Source organism: Paraburkholderia fungorum (assembly GCF_046027215.1).
In the GTDB taxonomy this organism is placed as follows: domain Bacteria; phylum Pseudomonadota; class Gammaproteobacteria; order Burkholderiales; family Burkholderiaceae; genus Paraburkholderia; species Paraburkholderia fungorum_D.
Window position 1 is genome coordinate 2084430 of sequence record NZ_JAQQEN010000001.1, and the last position, 17873, is coordinate 2102302.

Annotated in this window: 18 protein-coding genes; 11 read left to right on the top strand and 7 right to left on the bottom strand. The window is 62.0% G+C overall.

Annotated features, from left to right (window positions below; all coding sequences use genetic code 11):
* The first annotated feature begins 53 nt into the window (after window positions 1-53).
* Entirely contained in the window at window positions 54-1715 is a 1662-nt protein-coding gene (locus tag PQR27_RS09220) for a GMC family oxidoreductase (protein ID WP_408523351.1), read from the top strand.
* Window positions 1716-1832: 117 nt separating this feature from the next.
* Here the strand turns inward: PQR27_RS09220 and PQR27_RS09225 are convergent, their stop codons facing one another.
* The 3 genes from PQR27_RS09225 to tam form a co-directional block, all read right to left on the bottom strand.
* A complete protein-coding gene (locus PQR27_RS09225; protein ID WP_408523352.1) occupies window positions 1833-2768 on the bottom strand; it encodes a LysR substrate-binding domain-containing protein in 936 nt (311 codons plus the stop codon).
* A 785-nt stretch (window positions 2769-3553) separates the two neighbouring features.
* Entirely contained in the window at window positions 3554-3919 is a 366-nt protein-coding gene (locus tag PQR27_RS09230) for a hypothetical protein (RefSeq protein WP_408523353.1), read from the bottom strand.
* A gap of 160 nt (window positions 3920-4079) precedes the next feature.
* On the bottom strand, window positions 4080-4856 hold the full coding sequence (gene tam, locus PQR27_RS09235; protein ID WP_408523354.1) for a trans-aconitate 2-methyltransferase: 777 nt from the start codon (window positions 4854-4856) through the stop codon (window positions 4080-4082).
* A 116-nt stretch (window positions 4857-4972) separates the two neighbouring features.
* Here tam and PQR27_RS09240 point away from each other — a divergent pair, with 116 nt between their 5' ends.
* The 3 genes from PQR27_RS09240 (at window position 4973) to PQR27_RS09250 (ending at window position 7347) form a co-directional block, all read left to right on the top strand.
* Window positions 4973-5869 carry a LysR family transcriptional regulator gene (locus PQR27_RS09240; RefSeq protein ID WP_408523355.1) on the top strand — a complete coding sequence of 299 codons (897 nt, stop codon included), beginning with the start codon at window positions 4973-4975 and terminating at the stop codon, window positions 5867-5869.
* A gap of 326 nt (window positions 5870-6195) precedes the next feature.
* Complete coding sequence (locus PQR27_RS09245; RefSeq protein ID WP_408523356.1) at window positions 6196-6819, top strand: glutathione S-transferase family protein; 624 nt, start codon at window positions 6196-6198, stop codon at window positions 6817-6819.
* A gap of 180 nt (window positions 6820-6999) precedes the next feature.
* Window positions 7000-7347: a hypothetical protein gene (locus PQR27_RS09250; protein WP_408523357.1), complete on the top strand. Its 348-nt coding sequence runs from the start codon at window positions 7000-7002 to the stop codon at window positions 7345-7347.
* A 43-nt stretch (window positions 7348-7390) separates the two neighbouring features.
* Here PQR27_RS09250 and PQR27_RS09255 read toward each other — a convergent pair whose 3' ends face one another.
* On the bottom strand, window positions 7391-7750 hold the full coding sequence (locus tag PQR27_RS09255; protein WP_408523358.1) for a darcynin family protein: 360 nt from the start codon (window positions 7748-7750) through the stop codon (window positions 7391-7393).
* Between the two features lie 164 nt (window positions 7751-7914).
* On the opposite strand from PQR27_RS09255, the gene PQR27_RS09260 reads away from it, so the two are divergent.
* Entirely contained in the window at window positions 7915-8610 is a 696-nt protein-coding gene (locus PQR27_RS09260) for a TetR/AcrR family transcriptional regulator (RefSeq protein ID WP_408523359.1), read from the top strand.
* Here PQR27_RS09260 and PQR27_RS09265 read toward each other — a convergent pair whose 3' ends face one another.
* Window positions 8611-8754, bottom strand: coding sequence for a hypothetical protein (locus PQR27_RS09265; RefSeq protein ID WP_408523360.1), 144 nt, complete (start codon window positions 8752-8754; stop codon window positions 8611-8613).
* A gap of 87 nt (window positions 8755-8841) precedes the next feature.
* Window positions 8842-10038, bottom strand: a complete 1197-nt coding sequence (fabV, locus tag PQR27_RS09270; RefSeq protein ID WP_408523361.1) for an enoyl-ACP reductase FabV — start codon at window positions 10036-10038, stop codon at window positions 8842-8844.
* Window positions 10039-10977: 939 nt separating this feature from the next.
* Here fabV and PQR27_RS09275 point away from each other — a divergent pair.
* Window positions 10978-11715, top strand: a complete 738-nt coding sequence (locus PQR27_RS09275) for a ProQ/FINO family protein (RefSeq protein ID WP_408523362.1) — start codon at window positions 10978-10980, stop codon at window positions 11713-11715.
* Between the two features lie 34 nt (window positions 11716-11749).
* Here PQR27_RS09275 and PQR27_RS09280 read toward each other — a convergent pair whose 3' ends face one another.
* A complete protein-coding gene (locus PQR27_RS09280; RefSeq protein WP_408523363.1) occupies window positions 11750-13084 on the bottom strand; it encodes a TAXI family TRAP transporter solute-binding subunit in 1335 nt (444 codons plus the stop codon).
* 289 nt (window positions 13085-13373) lie between these two features.
* Here PQR27_RS09280 and PQR27_RS09285 point away from each other — a divergent pair, with 289 nt between their 5' ends.
* The 5 genes from PQR27_RS09285 (at window position 13374) to PQR27_RS09305 (ending at window position 17824) form a co-directional block, all read left to right on the top strand.
* Window positions 13374-13742, top strand: coding sequence for a DUF2946 domain-containing protein (locus PQR27_RS09285; RefSeq protein WP_408525447.1), 369 nt, complete (start codon window positions 13374-13376; stop codon window positions 13740-13742).
* Between the two features lie 100 nt (window positions 13743-13842).
* On the top strand, window positions 13843-14739 hold the full coding sequence (locus tag PQR27_RS09290) for a hypothetical protein (RefSeq protein WP_408523364.1): 897 nt from the start codon (window positions 13843-13845) through the stop codon (window positions 14737-14739).
* 14 nt (window positions 14740-14753) lie between these two features.
* Complete coding sequence (locus tag PQR27_RS09295; protein WP_408523365.1) at window positions 14754-15134, top strand: copper resistance CopC family protein; 381 nt, start codon at window positions 14754-14756, stop codon at window positions 15132-15134.
* 176 nt (window positions 15135-15310) lie between these two features.
* A complete protein-coding gene (locus PQR27_RS09300; protein WP_408523366.1) occupies window positions 15311-16375 on the top strand; it encodes a HoxN/HupN/NixA family nickel/cobalt transporter in 1065 nt (354 codons plus the stop codon).
* Window positions 16376-16765: 390 nt separating this feature from the next.
* The gene (locus PQR27_RS09305) at window positions 16766-17824 is read left to right on the top strand and encodes an NADH-quinone oxidoreductase subunit B family protein (RefSeq protein ID WP_408523367.1); all 1059 of its coding nucleotides are present in this window, start codon (window positions 16766-16768) and stop codon (window positions 17822-17824) included.
* Window positions 17825-17873 lie beyond the last annotated feature (49 nt).

Genomic DNA, 17873 nt, shown 5'->3' on the forward strand with positions numbered 1-17873 from the left:
TTTAAGCGGTTATTCGCATTCAATGGATTGAGCGCCGTCTGGCGACATAAAGCATGAATTACGATTACATCATCGTCGGTGCGGGTTCGGCGGGTTGCATTCTCGCCAACCGGCTGTCCGCGTCGGGCCAGTATTCGGTGCTGCTGCTCGAAGCGGGCGGCAAGGACAGTTCGTTCTGGTTCAGGATTCCGGTCGGTTTCACCAAGACGTATTACAACGAAACCTACAACTGGATGTACTACAGCGAGCCCGAGAAGGAACTCGACAACCGGCCGATCTATTGCCCGCGTGGCAAGGTGCAGGGCGGTTCGGGTTCGATCAACGCCATGATTTACGTGCGCGGCCAGCCGCATGATTTCGACGACTGGGCTGCCGCTGGCAACAAGGGCTGGGCGTTTTGCGACGTATTGCCGTATTTCCGCAAGCTCGAGTCGCATCCGCTTGGCAACACCCACTATCACGGCGCAGACGGTCCGATCCGCATCTCGCCGATGAAAGATGCGGTGCATCCGATCTGCCACGTATTCCTGAAGGGCTGCGACCAGGCTGGCTACAAGCGTAGTGACGACTTCAACGGTGCGCATTTCGAAGGCGCCGGCATCTATGATGTGAATACGCGCAACGGGCAGCGCTCGTCGAGCAGCTTCGAGTATCTGCATCCGGTGCTGACGCGCAAGAACCTGACGGTCGAGCGCGAGGTGCTGGTGAGCCGCGTGCTATTCGACAGCAAGCAGCGTGCGATTGGCGTCAGCGTGACGCAGAACGGCGCCACGCGGCAGTTCATGGCGACGCGCGAAGTGATCCTGTCGGCGGGCGCGGTAGATACGCCAAAACTGCTGCAGCTTTCCGGCGTGGGCGATAGTGCGTTGCTGGCGAAGCATCGCATTGCGCTGGTCAAGGAGCTGCCCGCGGTTGGCCAGAATCTGCAGGACCATCTGTGCGTGAGTTTCTACTATCGCGCGAACATGAAGACGCTGAATGACGAAATGCGTCCGCTGCTCGGCAAGCTCAAACTCGGTCTGCAGTACCTGCTGACGCGCAAGGGGCCGCTCGCCATGAGCGTGAACCAGGCGGGCGGCTTCTTCAAGGGCAGCGAGCGCGAGGCGCAGCCGAATCTGCAGTTGTACTTCAATCCGCTGTCATACCGGATTCCGAAGAGCAACAAGGCGAGTCTCGAACCTGAGCCGTATTCGGGTTTTCTGCTGGCATTCAATCCGTGCCGGCCGACGAGCCGTGGTTCGATCGAGATCGCTTCAAATCGCGCTGAGGATGCCGCAAAGATTCGCCTCAACGCGCTGACCACCGAGAAGGACATCGACGAGGTAATCCAGGGTTGTGAGCTGGTGCGCAAGGTGATGGCGGCACCGGCGCTCAATGGAATCACGGTCGAGGAAATCTCGCCGGGGCCGCAGGTGAACACCCGCGAAGGCTTTCTGCAGTATTTCCGTGAGCAGTCGGGATCGATCTATCACCTGTGCGGTTCGTGCGCGATGGGTGACGACCCGGACACTTCGGTGGTGGATGTGCGTTTGCGGGTGCACGGTATGGGTGGGCTGCGGGTAGTCGATGCGTCGATTTTCCCGAACATTACGTCCGGCAATATCAATGCGCCGACCATGATGGTGGCGGAGAAGGGCGCCGAGATGATTCTCGAGGACGCGGCCTCCGAAGCCGCTTTCAGGCCGCAAGCGGCGGAGCTGGCTGCCGCTGCCTGAGGCCTCGCGCGCTAACGCGTTACCGTTGGCTTGAGCGGTTCAGAAGACCGTGCCGATGCAATATGCGTCGGCACGGTTTTTTCATGTCACGACGCTGTGTTGCATGGCGGGTAAGGGTTAATCGGATGCGTCCAGCTGCGCCGATTCTGACGAATCCAGCGTACGCTCCGTTAGCCAGATTTCCTGCTGAAGCCAGTCGCGAAACAGCGCGACGTGCGGCGGCTCTTCCTGTTCCGCGCGAGTGACGAGCCAGTACGACTGATGCCCATCCACGTGTACGTTCAGCACTTGCACGAGTTGGCCTTCCGCCAGTTCGCGGCCGATCATGTGACGGTCCGCGATGGTGACACCGAGGCCGTCGATCGCGGCGCGAATCGCGTGATCGAGCAGATCGAATTCATAGCCACCGCGCGTATCGACGTTTTCGATGCCGGCGGCTTTGAGCCAGTGTTGCCAGGTCAGATAGCGCTGATCGGCGCTTGCGAGCACGTGCAGCAGCGTGAACTGATTCAGATCGATTGCCGCTCGGCCGGTCTGGCGCGCGAGCAACGCGGGCGCACAGACGGCGATATGGCGTTCGTTCATCAGCAGACGGGGGTCGACCCCTTCCCACTCGCCGTTGCCGAAACGGATTGCGCAATCGAGCACACCGGATTCGGCGAGGTTGTCGTCGGTGCGGGTCGACAGGCTCAACTCGAGATGCGGATGGGCCTCGCGCAGCCGGCCGAGGCGCGGCATCAGCCAGCGGCTCGTGAAGGTGGGTGGCGCGTTGATGCGCAGGCGATTGCGGTGGGTTTTTTCCTGCAGGCTGCGGACGGTGAGTTCGATCCGGTCGAAGGATTGCTGCAGGGCCTGGAGCAGGATGCGGCCGGCGGCGGAGAGTTCCAGGTGGTGGTGATGACGGAGCAGGAGGGTTTCGCCGAGTTGCGCTTCGAGTTGGCGGACTTGTCGGCTGACGGCACTCTGGGTGACGTTGAGTAGCTCCGCTGCGCGGGTGAAGCTGCCCGTTCGGCCAGCGACTTCGAAGGCTTTTAGCGCGTTGAGCGCGGGCATTTTGCGTTTCAAGGGGTGGGGCCTGGATAAGGTTGGGCGCTGGCGCGGTGGGGTATTTTACTTTGCCTGCGGCGGCGGCATTTCCTTGCTCTCTATGCCTACGGCGTTTGGTGTTTTGGCGGTCTGGCTTCCTGGGCCTTTCCTTGCATTCTTAATGGTTTATTAGCGTCGCCCCTGTGCGGGGCGGCACCTACTTTTCTTTGCCGGCCGCAAAGAAAAGTAGGCAAAAGAAAGCGGCTCAAACCGCCAACATTTAAGTGGGTCTCCTGGCTTGGAGGGGCTGGTGGTGCGATAAACGGATCACACCTCGGTCCATAAGCGCCAGTGACACAGCCGTCATCCGCTCCCGCTCCGCACTGCGTGCGTCGCGGACGGGTCCACCAAGGAAACCGGGTGCTTCGTTTGTGCGTAGCGGGGGCCATCGGCTTCGCCTCGGCGAGGCGCCGAAAACACCAACTGGTTTGATGAAGTACCGCCCCGGCGCGCGCAGCGCCGCCGGAAGCATGACGGCCTGGTCACTCAGGTGGGGAAGTGCGCAGGCTCGGTCTCTACGGGGCCACGATCCCCTCCAAGCCAAGGGGCCCGCTTAAGAATTGGCGGTGTGAGCCGCTTTCTTTTGCCTACTTTTCTTTGCGGCCGGCAAAGAAAAGTAGGTGCCCCCCCGCACAGGGGGAACGCTAATAGACCAGCAAGAAAACAAGAAAAGGCCAACGCCGCAGGCACAACGAAATGCCGCCGCCAAAGGCAAAAAAACCCGCCATCGCTCCGCGACCAAACCCAAACCCTTAATCAGCAATCCGCTTATCAGCCAACGCATTCTGGCAATCCGCCAGCACCTGCCTCACCAATCGAGCTTGAAGATCAAGCTCCTCAGTATCGAGGATCTCCTCAACAGCATCCCGCGCCCACTCGGTATCGACAAACGTCGCGTGCCGCCGCGCGATCTCCAACGCCAGCGCCGACAACCTCGCGATGCTCAGCCAGTCGGCCTCCCGCATCCGGCGATCCAGCCACTTATGCGCGGCCTGTACGTGGAACTGCGCGTCAGGCCAGTCCTCATTCAGGTAATAAGCGCCAAGACTCCCGCATGTGAGCCAGCACAACAGCTCCAAACGGTCACGTGGACTCAGATGATGGCGTACATCACTCATGGCGACGCTCGCTGCTGTAAATTGCGTTCCGCTCCGGACGACTGGTCGCCGTCCTCCCTGAGTTACACAATATCACGCAGAATTCGGGAACAGCAATTCCTCTCTTGCAATAGCCGTTCCAGCCCGCTTTTCCACCAGGAAAACAACGCGCGCCCCCGCCCTAGCGTGTGGCGACCATAAAGAGCCGCGGAAATGGCAACAGCACCGTGCCGTCTTCCAGTGCCGGATAAGCCCGCGCAATCTCGTCCCGGTAACGCACGAGGAAGCCGGCGCGCTCGCCGTCGTCGAGCTCAGCCAGAAAGGGCCTCAGCGCGCTCCCCTTGAACCACTCGACAACCGCGTCCGCGCCGCCAGCAAGCGGGTGGTAGTAGACGGTGCGCCATACGTCGACCCTTGCGCACAGCGGCTTGAGCAATGGGTAGTACCAGTCGGCGCCGTAGCGCATGGTGCGCTCCACGCCCTTGAGCTTGCTCGCCCACGGGCCGTCCGCAGCGATTTCGCGCAGCAGACGGTGCGCGGGTTCGTCCAGGTTGTCCGGCATCTGCACGGCGAGGTTGCCGCCCGGCGCAAGTTTCTTCACGAGCGATGGAAATAGCCGCTCGTGGTGAGGCACCCATTGCAACACGGCATTGGCAAGAATCAGGTCGTAAGGACCCGCGGCATCCCACTTCGAAATGTCGGTCAGATCGAACCGCAGATGCGGCAGGCGCGTGCGTGCCGCCGCGATCATGTCAGCGGAACTGTCAATGCCGCTCACGGCTGCGCCCGGCAAGCGCGCCGCCAGCGCCTCAGTGGAGTTTCCGGGACCGCAGCCGATGTCCACAGCGACCCGCACGTCGCCCGGCGGGACAGCCGCCAGCAAATCCCTCACCGGCCGCGTGCGCTCGTTTTCGAACTTCACGTATTGCTTCGCATACTGATCCGTCGCTGAAGCCATCTCACTCTCCTTTCTCGTCGAGGGCCGGTGCCCGCCGTTCAATCGGTCTGCCGATTCTGTGCGCCACGAAGGGCGGAGTAAAATGAATTTATCATTCCGATTCCTTCATTTTTCTAATGAAAATCGACACTCTTGGCGTACAGGCGTTCGTCGCCATCGCGGATCGAGGCAGCTTTCAGGGCGCGGCCGACGCGTTGCACGTCACGCAAACGGCCATTACGCAGCGTCTGCGCAAGCTCGAAACCTACCTGGGCGTCACGCTGATCGAACGGACCACGCGCTCCATGGCGCTCACTGAAATCGGCCGCACGTTCCTGCCGCAAGCGCGCCGCTTGCTGGGCGAACTGGCCGACGCACTGGTGGAAATCCGCGAGACGGGTGTCGCGCGTCGCGGCGATGTGTCGATCGCCTGCGTGCCAACGGTTGGCGTGCAGTATCTGCCGCGTATTCTGCAGGCGTATGCCGCGCAGTATCCGCACAACCGTATCAAGATTCTCGATCACGCGTCGTCCGCCGTGGAAGCGGCGGTGCTGCGCCGCGAAGTCGAATTCGGCATCAACATCGCCGGGGACCATCATCCGGACCTGGTCAGTCTGCCGCTGACGGAAGACCGTTACGTGCTGATCTGCCATCAGGATCATCCGCTGGCAAAGCGGCGGCGCATCGCTTGGCAACAGTTGCAATCCTATCCGCTGATTTTTGCCGGCGAGGTGAGCGGCAACCGCGCGCTGCTCGACGTGGCGCTCGAAACAAGCGATCTCGCCCTGCGCTCGTTTTATGAGGTCCAGCGCAGTTCGACTGCGGTGGGGCTGGTCGCCCAGGGCGTGGGCGCGGCGGTGGTGCCGGCGCTCGCGCTTCAGAAGGGCGCGTATCCGACGGTTCGCACCGTCGAACTGACGCATCCGGCTGTCTCGCGCACGCTTGTTCTCGTCGCGCGCAAGACCGCGCATCTGTCGCCGGCGGCGCAGGCGCTCTACGACATGATCCTCGAGCAGGCCACGCTCAAGCCGTGAGTCCGGCCTGGAGACACTGAGCGCGCAAACACGTCGCCGCGTGGCTCAGATCGCGCTCAGATCGCGCTCAGATCGCGCTCAGATCGCGCTCCGCCACCTCGGCCGCTTCCCCGTCCCCATTTTTTGACGAGTCGTGTCGCAGGCTTCGCCGTGAGCTGTTTTGGCGCGCAAGACACCAGGTGTATATGTCCGTTTGATGCGGGCTTGGATAAGCTACGGGTCTGTGACACGCGGTCGGGCGTTCGGATCCGGTCGGTGTTTAATCTCCCGAAGGCGTTGTCGCGATGCGCGACACCTCGGCAAACACTCTGTCCCGTCAGGCTCTCATGCTGCAGATACTAGGCAAGGCCTCATCCATCAACGTTCGCAAAGTGCTGTGGACCTGCGCTGAACTCGACCTGCCGTTCGAGCGGGAAGACTGGGGCTCGGGTTTCAGGCCGACCGGCGTTCCGGAGTTTCTCGCGCTCAATCCCAACGGCATGGTGCCCGTGCTCAGGGATGGCGAGTTCGTGCTGTGGGAATCCAACTCGATCATCCGTTATCTAGCCGGCCGCTATGACGGCGACGCGCTTTATCCTCGCGACCCTTGCGAACGGGCAAGATGCGACCAATGGATAGATTGGCAGGCGAGCGAGCTGAACCGGGCCTGGAGCTACGCGTTTCTTGCACTGGTGCGGCATTCTCCGGATCACCAGGACCGCCAGCAGATCGAGCAGTCGTGTGCTAACTGGACGCGGCACATCGGGATCGTCGAGAGGCAACTGGAGAAGACCGGCGCGTTCATCGCCGGCCAGTCGTTTTCACTTGCCGATATTCCGCTCGGGCTGTCGATCAATCGCTGGCTCGAAACGCCGCTGCCGCACGCCCATTTTCCGGCCGTGACGGCTTACATGGCGCGGCTGAGCAATCGCGCGGGCTGTCTCGCGTACTGCCGCAACGGCACGCCCTGAGGCAGATGTTGCGGCTGCCTCTGTCGCGCGCCGTGAAGCAAGGCGCGGCGCGGTATGCGCCGGATTCCGCTTACAAATATCCATGCGCCATCCTTACGGATTCATCTCGATCGCTAGCTTCTGCGCGCCGCACCTGACTCACCTACAATGAGCGCTTTTGCAACACAGATTGAAGGTTGAATGATGCGGGTATCGAAATTTGCGCTGGCGTTGCTGACAGCCTGTTTTACGCTGAATGCGAGCGCCGAGATGACGGCCGCGCAATACCGGCAATGGGCACATGCCGATAACAACTCGGTCTACGCGGCCTACATTACCGGCACGATCAACGCGCTGGGATGGGCCAACGGAGATCTGGTGTCGAAAAAACGTCCGCCGCTTTTCTGTCCGCCCAAAGATCTGGCGATCGGCAACCAGAACGTCTATCCGCTGCTTGACGAGTTCTTCACCAATCATCCCGGCATTTCAGACGACTTCCCGGTCGGCCTCGCCATTCTGCGCTCGCTCCAGGCGGCGTTCCCCTGCTGATCCGGGCGCGCCTCGCGGCGCGTCCGAATCTGTGCCGCGAGGTTCAGGACACGCTGAGCGCTGCCTGGTTGTAGTTGCTGGCGTAAGCGTTCTCCACGCCCGGAAGAATCTCGACCACCTCGAAGAAGCGGTCCCAGAACGGCGTTTCGCGCAAGGCTTCCACGACGAGTTCGTACGCGTGATGGCTCGTGGCGTCCCATACCCAGATATCGGTCACGCGCGCCGAATAAAATTCGACGTCGTAGAAACGCATGCTCACCTTATCGGCGTGCTGCTTGAGAATCGGCTCGACGTGTTCCCGCAGCAGGCGAAAGCGTTCGTCGACGGAAAAGCCGAGCCATTCGGGCAGGGTCTTCACGAGCATGAAGACGGTCAGGACGGGTTTTTTCACAGTTGAAGTCATGATGTGCAATTCCAGTTGAGTGACGTAGCTAAGTGACGTAGCTAAGCGACGTAGCTAAGTGACGTAGCTAAGCGACGCAGCCAAGCGACATCGGATTAATTGGGTTTCGCGAAACAGGTCTAGAATACGAGCGATCGCTCACATTAAAAACTCGCATTTCGGTCATGCCAAAATCCACCGCCGCGCAGCGTCTGAAGCCCCGTAAATCGCCGGTTCAGCGGCGCTCCGCGCAAACGGTCGAAGCCGTACTCGAAGCGGCGGCTCGCATTCTGGAGACGCGCGGACTCGCGGCATGTACGACCAACGCCGTCGCGGAACGGGCTGGCGTCAGCATCGGTTCGCTGTATCAATACTTTCCGAATCGTGACGCGTTGACGGTTGCGTTGATCGAGCGCGAAACCGCGCAACTGATGGCGGATGTCACCTCGGCATCGATGCTGGAGCATTCGCGAGGCTGTGTGCTGGCGATGGTGCGCGCGGCGGTCGCGCATCAGATGCGGCGGCCGGTGCTTGCGCGGATCATCGACTTCGAGGAGCGCCGGCTGCCGCTCGGCGAGCGCAATCTGCGGGTTGCCGACACGATTCACGCAGCGCTTCTGGAGGCATTGACCAACAAGCCTGGCGCGCCCGATCTGGACGACGCGAGCCTCGTCGCCCACGATCTGCTGGCGATCGTGCGCGGCATGATCGACGACGCAGGCGAGCGTGACGAACGTGATGCCGCCGCGCTCGAAGTGCGCGTGATGCGTGCGGTCGATGGCTATGTGGCGCAGTCGAGGCGACTGGACGGCGAGGCCGTGCCGATGGGCGAGGGCGTGACGCTTCGCCAGGGGCGTGCGTCGAAAACCCGTCGTCTTTGATCAGCCTGGCGATGAGGCCAGCCGGAACGCGTCGACGGCCCACACTTCGCCGGCGAGGATGCGCGGGTCCGTGCGCGTAAGCCACTCGGCTAGCGGCGTCAGCGTGATGCCGGGCATGTTCGATCCGTCAAACGACTGCGACACGAACGGGGTGTCGTCATCCGGGCGACGGACCTCTGCTACGGGACGGTGGGCGGGGCTGTCACGACTGCGCGACGGCCCCGCCGGGACTCAGACCTGCACGAGGTGCGGAATCTGCACGTCGGGGTTCACGTCGGCGTCATAGTCCACACCGGCGATCTCGAATCCGAACAGACGCAGGAAGTCGGTCTTGTAGCCGCTGAAGTCCGTGAGTTCGTAGATGTTGTCGTTGGTCACCTGATTCCAGAGTTGCTGGACGCGGCCTTGCACTTCAGGGTCGAGTTCCTTGTAGTCCGCGCGCAGACGGCCTTCCTCATCCACGTGCGGCGTACTGCCGTACAGGCTGTCTTTGTAGAGGCCGTAGACCTGTTCGATGCAGCCTTCGTGCGTGCCTTTTTCCTTCATGACCTTGAAGAGCAGCGACAGATAGAGCGGCATCATCGGAATCGCCGAACTGGCCTGGGTGACGACGGCTTTCAGCACCGAGACGCGAGCGTCGCCGCCTTTTGCCGCGAGTTTTTCGCGGATGCTGAGCACTTTGCGGTCGAGATCTTTTTTGGCCGCGCCGATGGAGCCGTTCCAGTAGATATCGTGCGTGATTTTTTCACCGAGGTAGGTGAAGGCGGTGGTTTTCGCGCCGTCGGCGAGTACGCCGGCGTCGAACAGGGCGTCGATCCACATCTGCCAGTCTTCGCCGCCCATCACGGCGACCGTGTTGTCGATTTCGCTTTGCGTGGCGGGTTCGAGGATGGATTCCTTGACGACTTCCTTATCGGTATCGAGGCCGCGCAGGTTGACGGCCTGACCGACCGGCTTGAGCGTCGAGCTGAAGACTTCGCCGGTTTTCGGGTGGGTGCGTTTTGGTGCGGCGAGGCTGTAGACCACCAGGTCGACCTGACCGAGATCGCGTTTGATGACTTCGATGGTGCGCTGTTTGACTTCGTCGGAGAAGGCGTCGCCGTTGATGCTGGTGGCGTAGAGGCCCTTGGCCGTGGCGAGTTTCTCGAAGGCGGCGGTGTTGTACCAGCCGGCGGTGCCCGGTTTGGTCTCGGTACCTGCGCGTTCGAAAAACACGCCGAGGGTGGCGGCATCCGAGCCGAATGCGGCGCTGATGCGGGCGGCGAGGCCGTAGCCTGTGGATGCGCCGATCACGAGGACTTTTTTCGGTCCGGTGGTGATGGGGCCTTGGGCTTTGACGTACTCGACCTGCTCCTTGACGTTGGCTTCGCAGCCAACAGGGTGGGTCGTTACGCAGATGAAGCCTCGCACGCGTGGTTTGATGATCATGAAGGACCTCTTGTCGGAATTGGCGATATTATATTTGCATCGATGTCCGGGGATGGGTTTTTGCCTTTGGCGGCGGCATTTCGTTGGTCTGTATGCCTACGGCGTTTGGTGTTTTGGTGGTCTGGCTTCTTGGGCCTTTCCTTGCATTCTTAATGGTTTATTAGCGTCGCCCCTGTGCGGGGGGGCACCTACTTTTCTTTGCCGGCCGCAAAGAAAAGTAGGCAAAAGAAAGCGGCTCAAACCGCCAACATTTAAGTGGGTCTCCTGGCTTGGAGGGGCTGGTGGTGCGATAAACGGATCACACCTCGGTCCATAAGCGCCGGTGACACAGCCGTCATCCGCTCCCACTCCGCACTGCGTGCGTCGCGGACGGGTCTGCCAGGGAAACCTGGTGCTTCGTTTGGGCGCGGTGGGGGCCATCGGCTTCGCCTCGGCGAGCCGCTGAAAAACACGGATGGTTTTGGAAGTGCTGGTGTCAGCACCAAAGTAAGCGAGCCAGCGCATTGGGCAAGCCGCATACGTAAAACCCGGGGGGCGGTTTGATGAAGTACCGCCTCGGCGCGCGCAGCGCCGCCGGAAGCATGACGGCCTGGTCACTCACGCCGGAAGGTGCGGAGGGCCAATCTCTACGGAGCCACGATCCCCTCCAAGCCAGGGGACTCGCTTAAGAACTAGCGGTGTGAGCCGCTTTCTTTTGCCTACTTTTCTTTGCGGCGGCAAAGAAAAGTAGGTGCCCCCCGCACAGGGGGAACGCTAATAAAACCAGAAACAAAACAAGGAAAGGCCAAAAAGCCGGACCAACGAAACACAAAACGCCGCAGGCATCCACCGCAAGGAAATGCCCAAAAAGCCAGAGCACCAAACCCCCCAAATGCCGTAGGCAAAAAAACCCCTCCCCACGCTGTTACAATCTGCTTCTTTCTCGATTGACTTTGCGCCATGGGTTTCGAACAACTCGCTGAACTGAAGAAGCAACTTGCCGCGGCACGGGCCGAAGCTGCGCCGGCCGCCAAGCCAGCCGTCAAGCCGGGCAACAAGCCGGGCGCGAGGCCTGCCCGCAAGCCGGCGCCAGCCCGCCGCCCCGTGGCCGACGCGAAACCGGCCGACGCGAAACCGGCCCACGCGAAATCCACCAACGCGAAACCCGCAGACGCGAAACCGGTGGACCCGGTGGTGAAGTCAATCGGCAGACTGCAAAAGCGCTTTCCGAATGCGTTCCCGAAGAATCCGGCCCCCAAACTGCCGCTGAAGGTCGGTATTTTCGAGGACCTGGTGGTGCACGCCAAGGAACTGTCGCTGAGCGAAGCGGAATTGCGCGACGCAATCAAAACCTGGTGCCGCGGCAGCCGTTACTGGAAAAGCCTCGTCGAAGGCGCAGCGCGCGTCGATCTGACCGGCGGAGAAGCAGGTCAGGTCACAGCCCAGGAAGCGGCCGGCGCGCAACGTCTGCAGGCGCATCGCGCCGGCAAGGCGGCGGCCAAGGCGGCAAACCCGTCAGCGGATCCGGCAACCAACCCGGGCGCCGACACCGCAGTCAGCCCCGCAGTCAACCCCGCAGTCAACCCGTCAGCCAGCACCGAGGGCGGCGAGCCAGCCACCCCGGCGCAAGCGCCGGCGGACACTTCAGCCGAAGCGGCCACCCCGGCCGCCGTCGAACCGGCTGGGCCGCAGGCATAAAAACCGCCCGATCAGGCGGTGATTCACTGCCGCGCTAGTGTGCAGCCGTTAGCCGGCTGCGCACAAAGCCCACATGCTCGCGCAGCACATAAAACGCGTCGGCATAAGCGAGCGGCATACGTAACCGGTTCAGCGATTCCTCGATGTGGTCGAGCTCCGCGAAGAGCGTTTTGCGCTCTTCTTCGGTCGAATCGGCCAGCGCGCGGCGTTCGATCGCGATCAGCGAACCGTAATAACGATAAATGCGCGAGCGTACCCGCCAGCCGTACAGCGCGGGAATCAGCCGCATGGCCGGAAACAGCAGCACCGCCAGCGGCAGCAGCAGAACCAGCGTGCGGTCAGCGACGCTCGCCAGCCAGAACGGCAGCGTACGGTACAGGAAACTCTTGCCGGTCTTGTAGTAGCGCAGCGCGTCTTCACTCATCTGATATTCGCGGGCGACCGGACTCGGAAACTGGCCCGCGCGCTGCAACAGCCCAGCCGTGCCGTGCACCTCCTGCGCGGTCTCGATCAGCAGGTCGGAGATAGCCGGATGCAGATTGGTGCGAGCCACCAGCTCAACCGTCGGGCTGATGAGATGCACCGTCTCCGGCGGAATCCGGTACTTCAGATCCAGTACGCCGGTCGGCAGATCGATCTCGTCGAGATAGGGAAAGCGCCGCGTATACGCGCTCGCTTCGTCGAAGTTCATCACGGAGATGCCGGGCACCTTGAGCAGCCTGAGCATCAGCGCCCGGGTCGCCGAGTCGCCATTCAGGATCGCCGCGTCGACTTCGCCCGCCACCAGTTGGGTGGCGGCCTGCAGGCCATCGGTGGGCACCAGCGTCGTGTCGTCGCCCGGTTCGATACCATTGGCCTCCAGCAGTGTGAGCGCGAGCAGGCGCGTGCCGCTGCCTTCACGGCCAATGGCAATCCGTTTGCCTTCCAGTTCCGACAGTTGCGTCACGCCCGTGCCGCGATAGAACACCACCACGGGAATATAGAAAACGCTGCCGATCGACATTAGCGAGGACGTATCGAGGCCATCCGCCACGCCACCCTGCACGAACGCGATATCGACATGCTGTTTCGGGTCCAGCAGACGATGCAGATTCTGCACGGAGCCGTCGGACTCCAGCACGTTCAGCTTGATGCCGTTGCGCGCGAGGATCTTCCTGTACTGCTCGGCGGCGACCATGAATGAACTGTCACGCGGGCCGGCGCTCATCGTGATGGTTCTCGGCGGCGCCGGATCGACCAGCCAGACGATTAGCGTAACCAGCAGCACGAACAGCGCGGCCACGATGGCGTAGGGCACCGTGTGATCGCGCCACTCGGCATGCGAATGATCGCCTGGGAAGTGCGGGGTACGCGGGCGAGGCGCTTTCATGGACACTCCGTGCCGGTAACCGGGATGACGCATTCTCCACTGTCCGCCGCCGGTTTGCCGTCGGCAGTTTGCTCTATTGACCCCGGGTTATGCCTGGGTATCTGTGAGCCAATAGCGTCTGCCCCGCGGCACATTGGTGCAGATGTCTTGCCAGAACGGTGGCCAAGGCCACAAAAACACGCCACGTGCCATGGCATAATCGGCCCCAGTTTTTCATCATGTCGCCGGGCGTACCTTGGGCCGTTTCCATCGGAAGATAGGCAGTTGGCTGGGATTGTTCGCGATCCTGATGGCAACGCTCGCGCCGACAGTCTCGCAGTCGCTGGCCGCGCGCGGCAGCGCGAGCACCGTGTCCGGCGAGCATTGCGACATGCCGTCGATGGGTGAGATGTCGTCGATGGACGACATGCCCGCGATGCAGGGCAACGCATCAGACCAGGACGATCGCAGGCACACGCAGCATTCGACCATGTCCGACGGCGACGCCTGCGGCTATTGCAGCCTGCTCGCCCACATGCCCGCGGTGCCGAGTGTGGAGGCGCTGTTCGCCATCACCGTCCGGGTCATCCAGCATCCCATCGCCACGCGGTTCGAGAGCGTTCGCCGCGTCGAGCCGCTCACCTTCGCGCAACCTCGCGCCCCTCCGTTCGTTTCCTGATTCGAGTCACACCGGCGCGATGCCGTGAGTGCATCGCGATGTCGCCGCACGTCGTCATGACGCGCCCCGGCATTGTCACGACCCATGAACAGGATCGACCATGCAGACCCATTCGACGCGCAGCGGCACACCGCTGCGCGCGGCGCCGCTCGTCGCGGCCGCCGCCAGCGCATTGCTATTCGTTTCTTCACTGGCCCACGCTCACGCGATTGCCGGCAACCGCATCTTTCCGGCGACGATGTCTGTCGACGACCCCGGCGTCGGCGACGAAGCCAACCTCCAGTACGGGCATCAGCGCGTGCCCGGCGACGATGGCGATCAAAGCATCAACACCTTCGATTTCGAATACGACAAGCTGATCACGTCGAGGCTGGCGGTGTCCGTCGGCGGCACCTACGCGATGCAGAACAATCCTCGCGCGCGTGGCTTCGACAATTTCGGCGTGGGCCTGAAGTACCTGCTGTACGTCAACGAAGCTCACGAGTTCATGACGTCGATCGGCGTGGATGCCGAACTGGGCGGCACAGGCAGCCGCGCGATCGCCGACAACTTCTCGACGATCTCGCCGACGATCTATGCGGGCAAGGGCATGGGCGATCTTCCCGATTCGCTCGCGTATCTGCGCCCGATCGCCGTCACGGCTGAAGCCGGACCTGCGCTGACCACCGGCGCGGGCCAGCCGAACGCATTCAACTATGGCTTCACGGTGCAATACAGCCTGCCGTATCTGCAGCAGCACGTACACGACCTCGGCTTGCCGCAGCCCTTGTCGAACCTCATTCCGCTAGTGGAAATTCCGCTGTCCAGAAGTCAGGGGCAGACGACCGGCACCGTTAATCCGGGCTTTATCTGGATCAATCGCTATGGCCAGTTCGGTGTCGAAGCGCAGATTCCGATCAACCACGCGAGCGGCTCGCACGTGGGTATTCTGGTCCAGGCGCACATCTTCTTCGACGACGTTGCGCCGACCACCATCGGCAAACCTCTCTTCCAGTAACGCAGGAGCACGCGATGAAAAACAACCGACCTAATGGGTTGAGCGCGACGGCGAGACTGCCGGTGCTGCTCGCCGGACTCGCATTCGCCGGCGCTGCCGTGGCGCATGTGTTCCCGCAGAAGCAGGAGCCGGGCGCGGGCGCGACGGTCGCTTCGCCCGCGCAGGTCAGGGTGCTGTTCGACGGGCCGCTCGAGCCGGCATTCAGTTCGCTGACAGTCTCCGACGCAAGCGGCAAGCAGGTCAGCACGGAAAAGGCGACGGTCGATGCGCATCAGCCAGCGGAGATTGCCGTGCCGCTGCCGCCGTTGCCGGCCGGGCACTACATCGTGCATTGGGTGGCGGTGGCATCCGACGGGCACCGTACGCATGGCGACTATGCATTCAATGTGAAGTAAGCGGCGCGCGTGGTGCGCTGCGTCATCGCCCGCGCGATGGTGCGGCGCAGCCGATTCCCCGGGGCCGGATGCGTGCGAAAGGGTCTATTATCGGTAACACGCATCGAGTGTTCGTCAGCACCGGCAAGCGCTTCACAGCGTGCCGCAGCAGCCCTTCACAGCCGGGGAGAACAGGCATGACGGAGTATGTGAAGGCGCTCCTCGCAGACGAACGTGGCCCCAGGCGCAATCGGATCGCGGGGCTCTACGCGTTACTGCTGGGTTTCAATCTCGCGGCATGGGTGGCGGCATTCGTGGCGTTTCGCGGCTACCCGCTGCTGATGGGTTCCTGCCTGCTCGCCTGGTCGTTCGGGTTGAGGCATGCAGTGGACGCGGACCATATCGCGGCCATCGACAACGTCACGCGCAAGCTGATGCAGTCCGGTCAGCGCCCCGTCACGGTCGGGCTGATGTTCTCGCTCGGCCACTCCACCATCGTCGTGCTGGCCACGATCGGCATTGCCGCAACCGCGATGGCATTGCAAAGCAGGATGAGCGGCTTCAGGGAAATCGGCGGGATGATCGGCACGCTGGTGTCGACGTTCTTCCTGTTTGCCATCGCACTGCTGAATCTGATCGTGCTGCGCTCGGTGCTGCGCGCGTTTCGCCGCGTGCGCAGCGGCGAGCCTTACGTCGATGAAGATCTCGACATGCTGCTCGCCAACCGGGGGTTTCTGGCGCGCATCTTCCGGCCGCTGTTCGGCCTCATCACGCGAAGCGGGCACATGTATCCTCTCGGCTTCCTGTTCGGGCTGGGTTTCGATACCGCAACCGAAGTCGGCTTGCTCGGCATCTCGGCCGCCGGCGCGGCGCAAGGCATGTCGATCTGGTCGATCCTGGTGTTTCCCGTATTGTTCACCGCGGGCATGACGCTGATCGATACCACCGACAGTATCCTGATGCTGGGCGCGTATGGCTGGGCCTTCGTGAAGCCCGTGCGCAAGCTCTACTACAACATCACGATCACCACGATTTCGGTGCTGGTGGCGCTGCTGGTCGGCTGCATCGAAGGACTGGGCTTGCTCGCGGACAAGCTGCATCTGAGCGGCGGATTCTGGCAGATGGTGGGCGCGCTGAACGAGAACTTCGGCATGATCGGCTACGCAATCATCGGGGTATTTCTGCTCAGCTGGTTATTGTCGGCCGCGGTGTACAAATGGAAGCGATTCGAAGAACTGGAGATTCACTCCGAATCGCTTTGATCCGTGAATCATGCGTGGATGACGCGTAAGCGCACCCGGATTCGCCGCGACACTTGAATGGCACATGAGTGGCGCACGGGCGAGCCCTCAACCCTTAGGCCTATTGTCAGCCCAATCGACGGCCTGCGCGCGGCTCGGCCGTCGCGTTTCAGTCTGATGAATACATGACGGAAACTGGGTTATTTGGTAGCGCTGACCTATACTCAAAAAAGTTTTTCGGGCTCATCACGGTGGGCACCATCCCAAACAATACATGCAGCCAATCCGATCCTTTTAACCGCATTTCGCGGAGCGAGTAGAGATCGATTGCTGGACACGTGACTGCCGTGCGGCACTCGCCACGTATCTTTGCCTGATTAAAAAGAACGTGGTTCGCAGTGGAGACACATCATGGCAGAAGCAGACACTGTCCCCTATGGGCGCAAGACTCAGCACGCCCCGGCTCTCAAGGAAGTGCACATCATCTGGATCACCGCGGGCCTCGGCTGCGACGGCGATTCGGTATCGATTACCGCGGCCACTCAACCGAGCATCGAAGACGTGATTCTCGGCGCGATCCCGGGTTTGCCGAAGGTGCATTTACACAATCCCGTACTGGCGTATGAAAACGGCGACGAGTTTCTCAAACCGTTTCATCAGGCCGCGCGTGGCGAGCTGGAAAACTTCGTGCTGGTCATGGAAGGCTCGATTCCCAACGAGCGTATTAATCGCGAGGGCTATTGGGCCGCATTAGGCACCGACCCCGATACGCACGAGCCGATCACGATTCCGCAATGGCTCGACCGGCTCGCGCCACGCGCATTGGCGGTGGTCGGCGCGGGCACTTGCGCGACCTATGGCGGCATTCACGCGATGCAAGGCAATCCGACCGGCTGCATGGGCCTCGCCGATTACCTCGGCTGGGACTGGAAGTCGAAAGCGGGTTTGCCGATCGTCAACGTGCCGGGGTGTCCGGTGCAGCCGGATAACTTCATGGAGACGCTGCTCTATCTGCTGTATCAACTCGCGGGTCTTGCGCCGATGATTCCACTCGACGACGCGCTGCGGCCGAAGTGGCTCTTCACCCGCACCGTGCACGACGGCTGCGACCGCGCCGGTTCCTACGAGCAGGCCATCTTCGCCACCGAGTACGGCAGCCCGAATTGCATCGTCAAGCTCGGCTGCTGGGGACCGGTCGTGCAATGCAACGTGCCCAAGCGCGGCTGGATGGCGGGCATAGGCGGCTGTCCGAATGTGGGCGGCATCTGCATCGGCTGCACGATGCCGGGTTTCCCGGACAAGTTCATGCCGTTCATGGACGAGCCGCCCGGAGCGGTGCTCTCGTCGAATCTGATCAGGAGCTACGGGCCGCTGATCCGCAGTTTGCGCAAGCTGACCAGAAACACGCTGAACGACGAGCCGAAATGGCGTCACAACCGGCCGGAACTCACCACCGGTTATCGCCGCTGATAGAGCGGCGTATTGGGCGACGCATCAAGCGGCGTATTGGGCGTAATTC

Excerpts from the sequence above, each read along its gene's own strand:
- PQR27_RS09225 (WP_408523352.1), bottom strand. The coding sequence starts at position 2,768 with ATGCCCGCGCTCAACGCGCTAAAAGCCTTCGAAGTCGCTGGCCGAACG.
- PQR27_RS09240 (WP_408523355.1), top strand. The coding sequence starts at position 4,973 with ATGAAAATCGACACTCTTGGCGTACAGGCGTTCGTCGCCATCGCGGAT.
- PQR27_RS09305 (WP_408523367.1), top strand. The coding sequence starts at position 16,766 with ATGGCAGAAGCAGACACTGTCCCCTATGGGCGCAAGACTCAGCACGCC.
- PQR27_RS09300 (WP_408523366.1), top strand. The coding sequence starts at position 15,311 with ATGACGGAGTATGTGAAGGCGCTCCTCGCAGACGAACGTGGCCCCAGG.
- PQR27_RS09230 (WP_408523353.1), bottom strand. The coding sequence starts at position 3,919 with ATGAGTGATGTACGCCATCATCTGAGTCCACGTGACCGTTTGGAGCTG.
- PQR27_RS09250 (WP_408523357.1), top strand. The coding sequence starts at position 7,000 with ATGATGCGGGTATCGAAATTTGCGCTGGCGTTGCTGACAGCCTGTTTT.
- fabV (WP_408523361.1), bottom strand. The coding sequence starts at position 10,038 with ATGATCATCAAACCACGCGTGCGAGGCTTCATCTGCGTAACGACCCAC.
- PQR27_RS09295 (WP_408523365.1), top strand. The coding sequence starts at position 14,754 with ATGAAAAACAACCGACCTAATGGGTTGAGCGCGACGGCGAGACTGCCG.
- PQR27_RS09275 (WP_408523362.1), top strand. The coding sequence starts at position 10,978 with ATGGGTTTCGAACAACTCGCTGAACTGAAGAAGCAACTTGCCGCGGCA.
- PQR27_RS09220 (WP_408523351.1), top strand. The coding sequence starts at position 54 with ATGAATTACGATTACATCATCGTCGGTGCGGGTTCGGCGGGTTGCATT.
- PQR27_RS09290 (WP_408523364.1), top strand. The coding sequence starts at position 13,843 with ATGCAGACCCATTCGACGCGCAGCGGCACACCGCTGCGCGCGGCGCCG.
- PQR27_RS09280 (WP_408523363.1), bottom strand. The coding sequence starts at position 13,084 with ATGAAAGCGCCTCGCCCGCGTACCCCGCACTTCCCAGGCGATCATTCG.
- PQR27_RS09260 (WP_408523359.1), top strand. The coding sequence starts at position 7,915 with ATGCCAAAATCCACCGCCGCGCAGCGTCTGAAGCCCCGTAAATCGCCG.
- PQR27_RS09255 (WP_408523358.1), bottom strand. The coding sequence starts at position 7,750 with ATGACTTCAACTGTGAAAAAACCCGTCCTGACCGTCTTCATGCTCGTG.
- PQR27_RS09245 (WP_408523356.1), top strand. The coding sequence starts at position 6,196 with ATGCTGCAGATACTAGGCAAGGCCTCATCCATCAACGTTCGCAAAGTG.
- tam (WP_408523354.1), bottom strand. The coding sequence starts at position 4,856 with ATGGCTTCAGCGACGGATCAGTATGCGAAGCAATACGTGAAGTTCGAA.
- PQR27_RS09285 (WP_408525447.1), top strand. The coding sequence starts at position 13,374 with ATGGCAACGCTCGCGCCGACAGTCTCGCAGTCGCTGGCCGCGCGCGGC.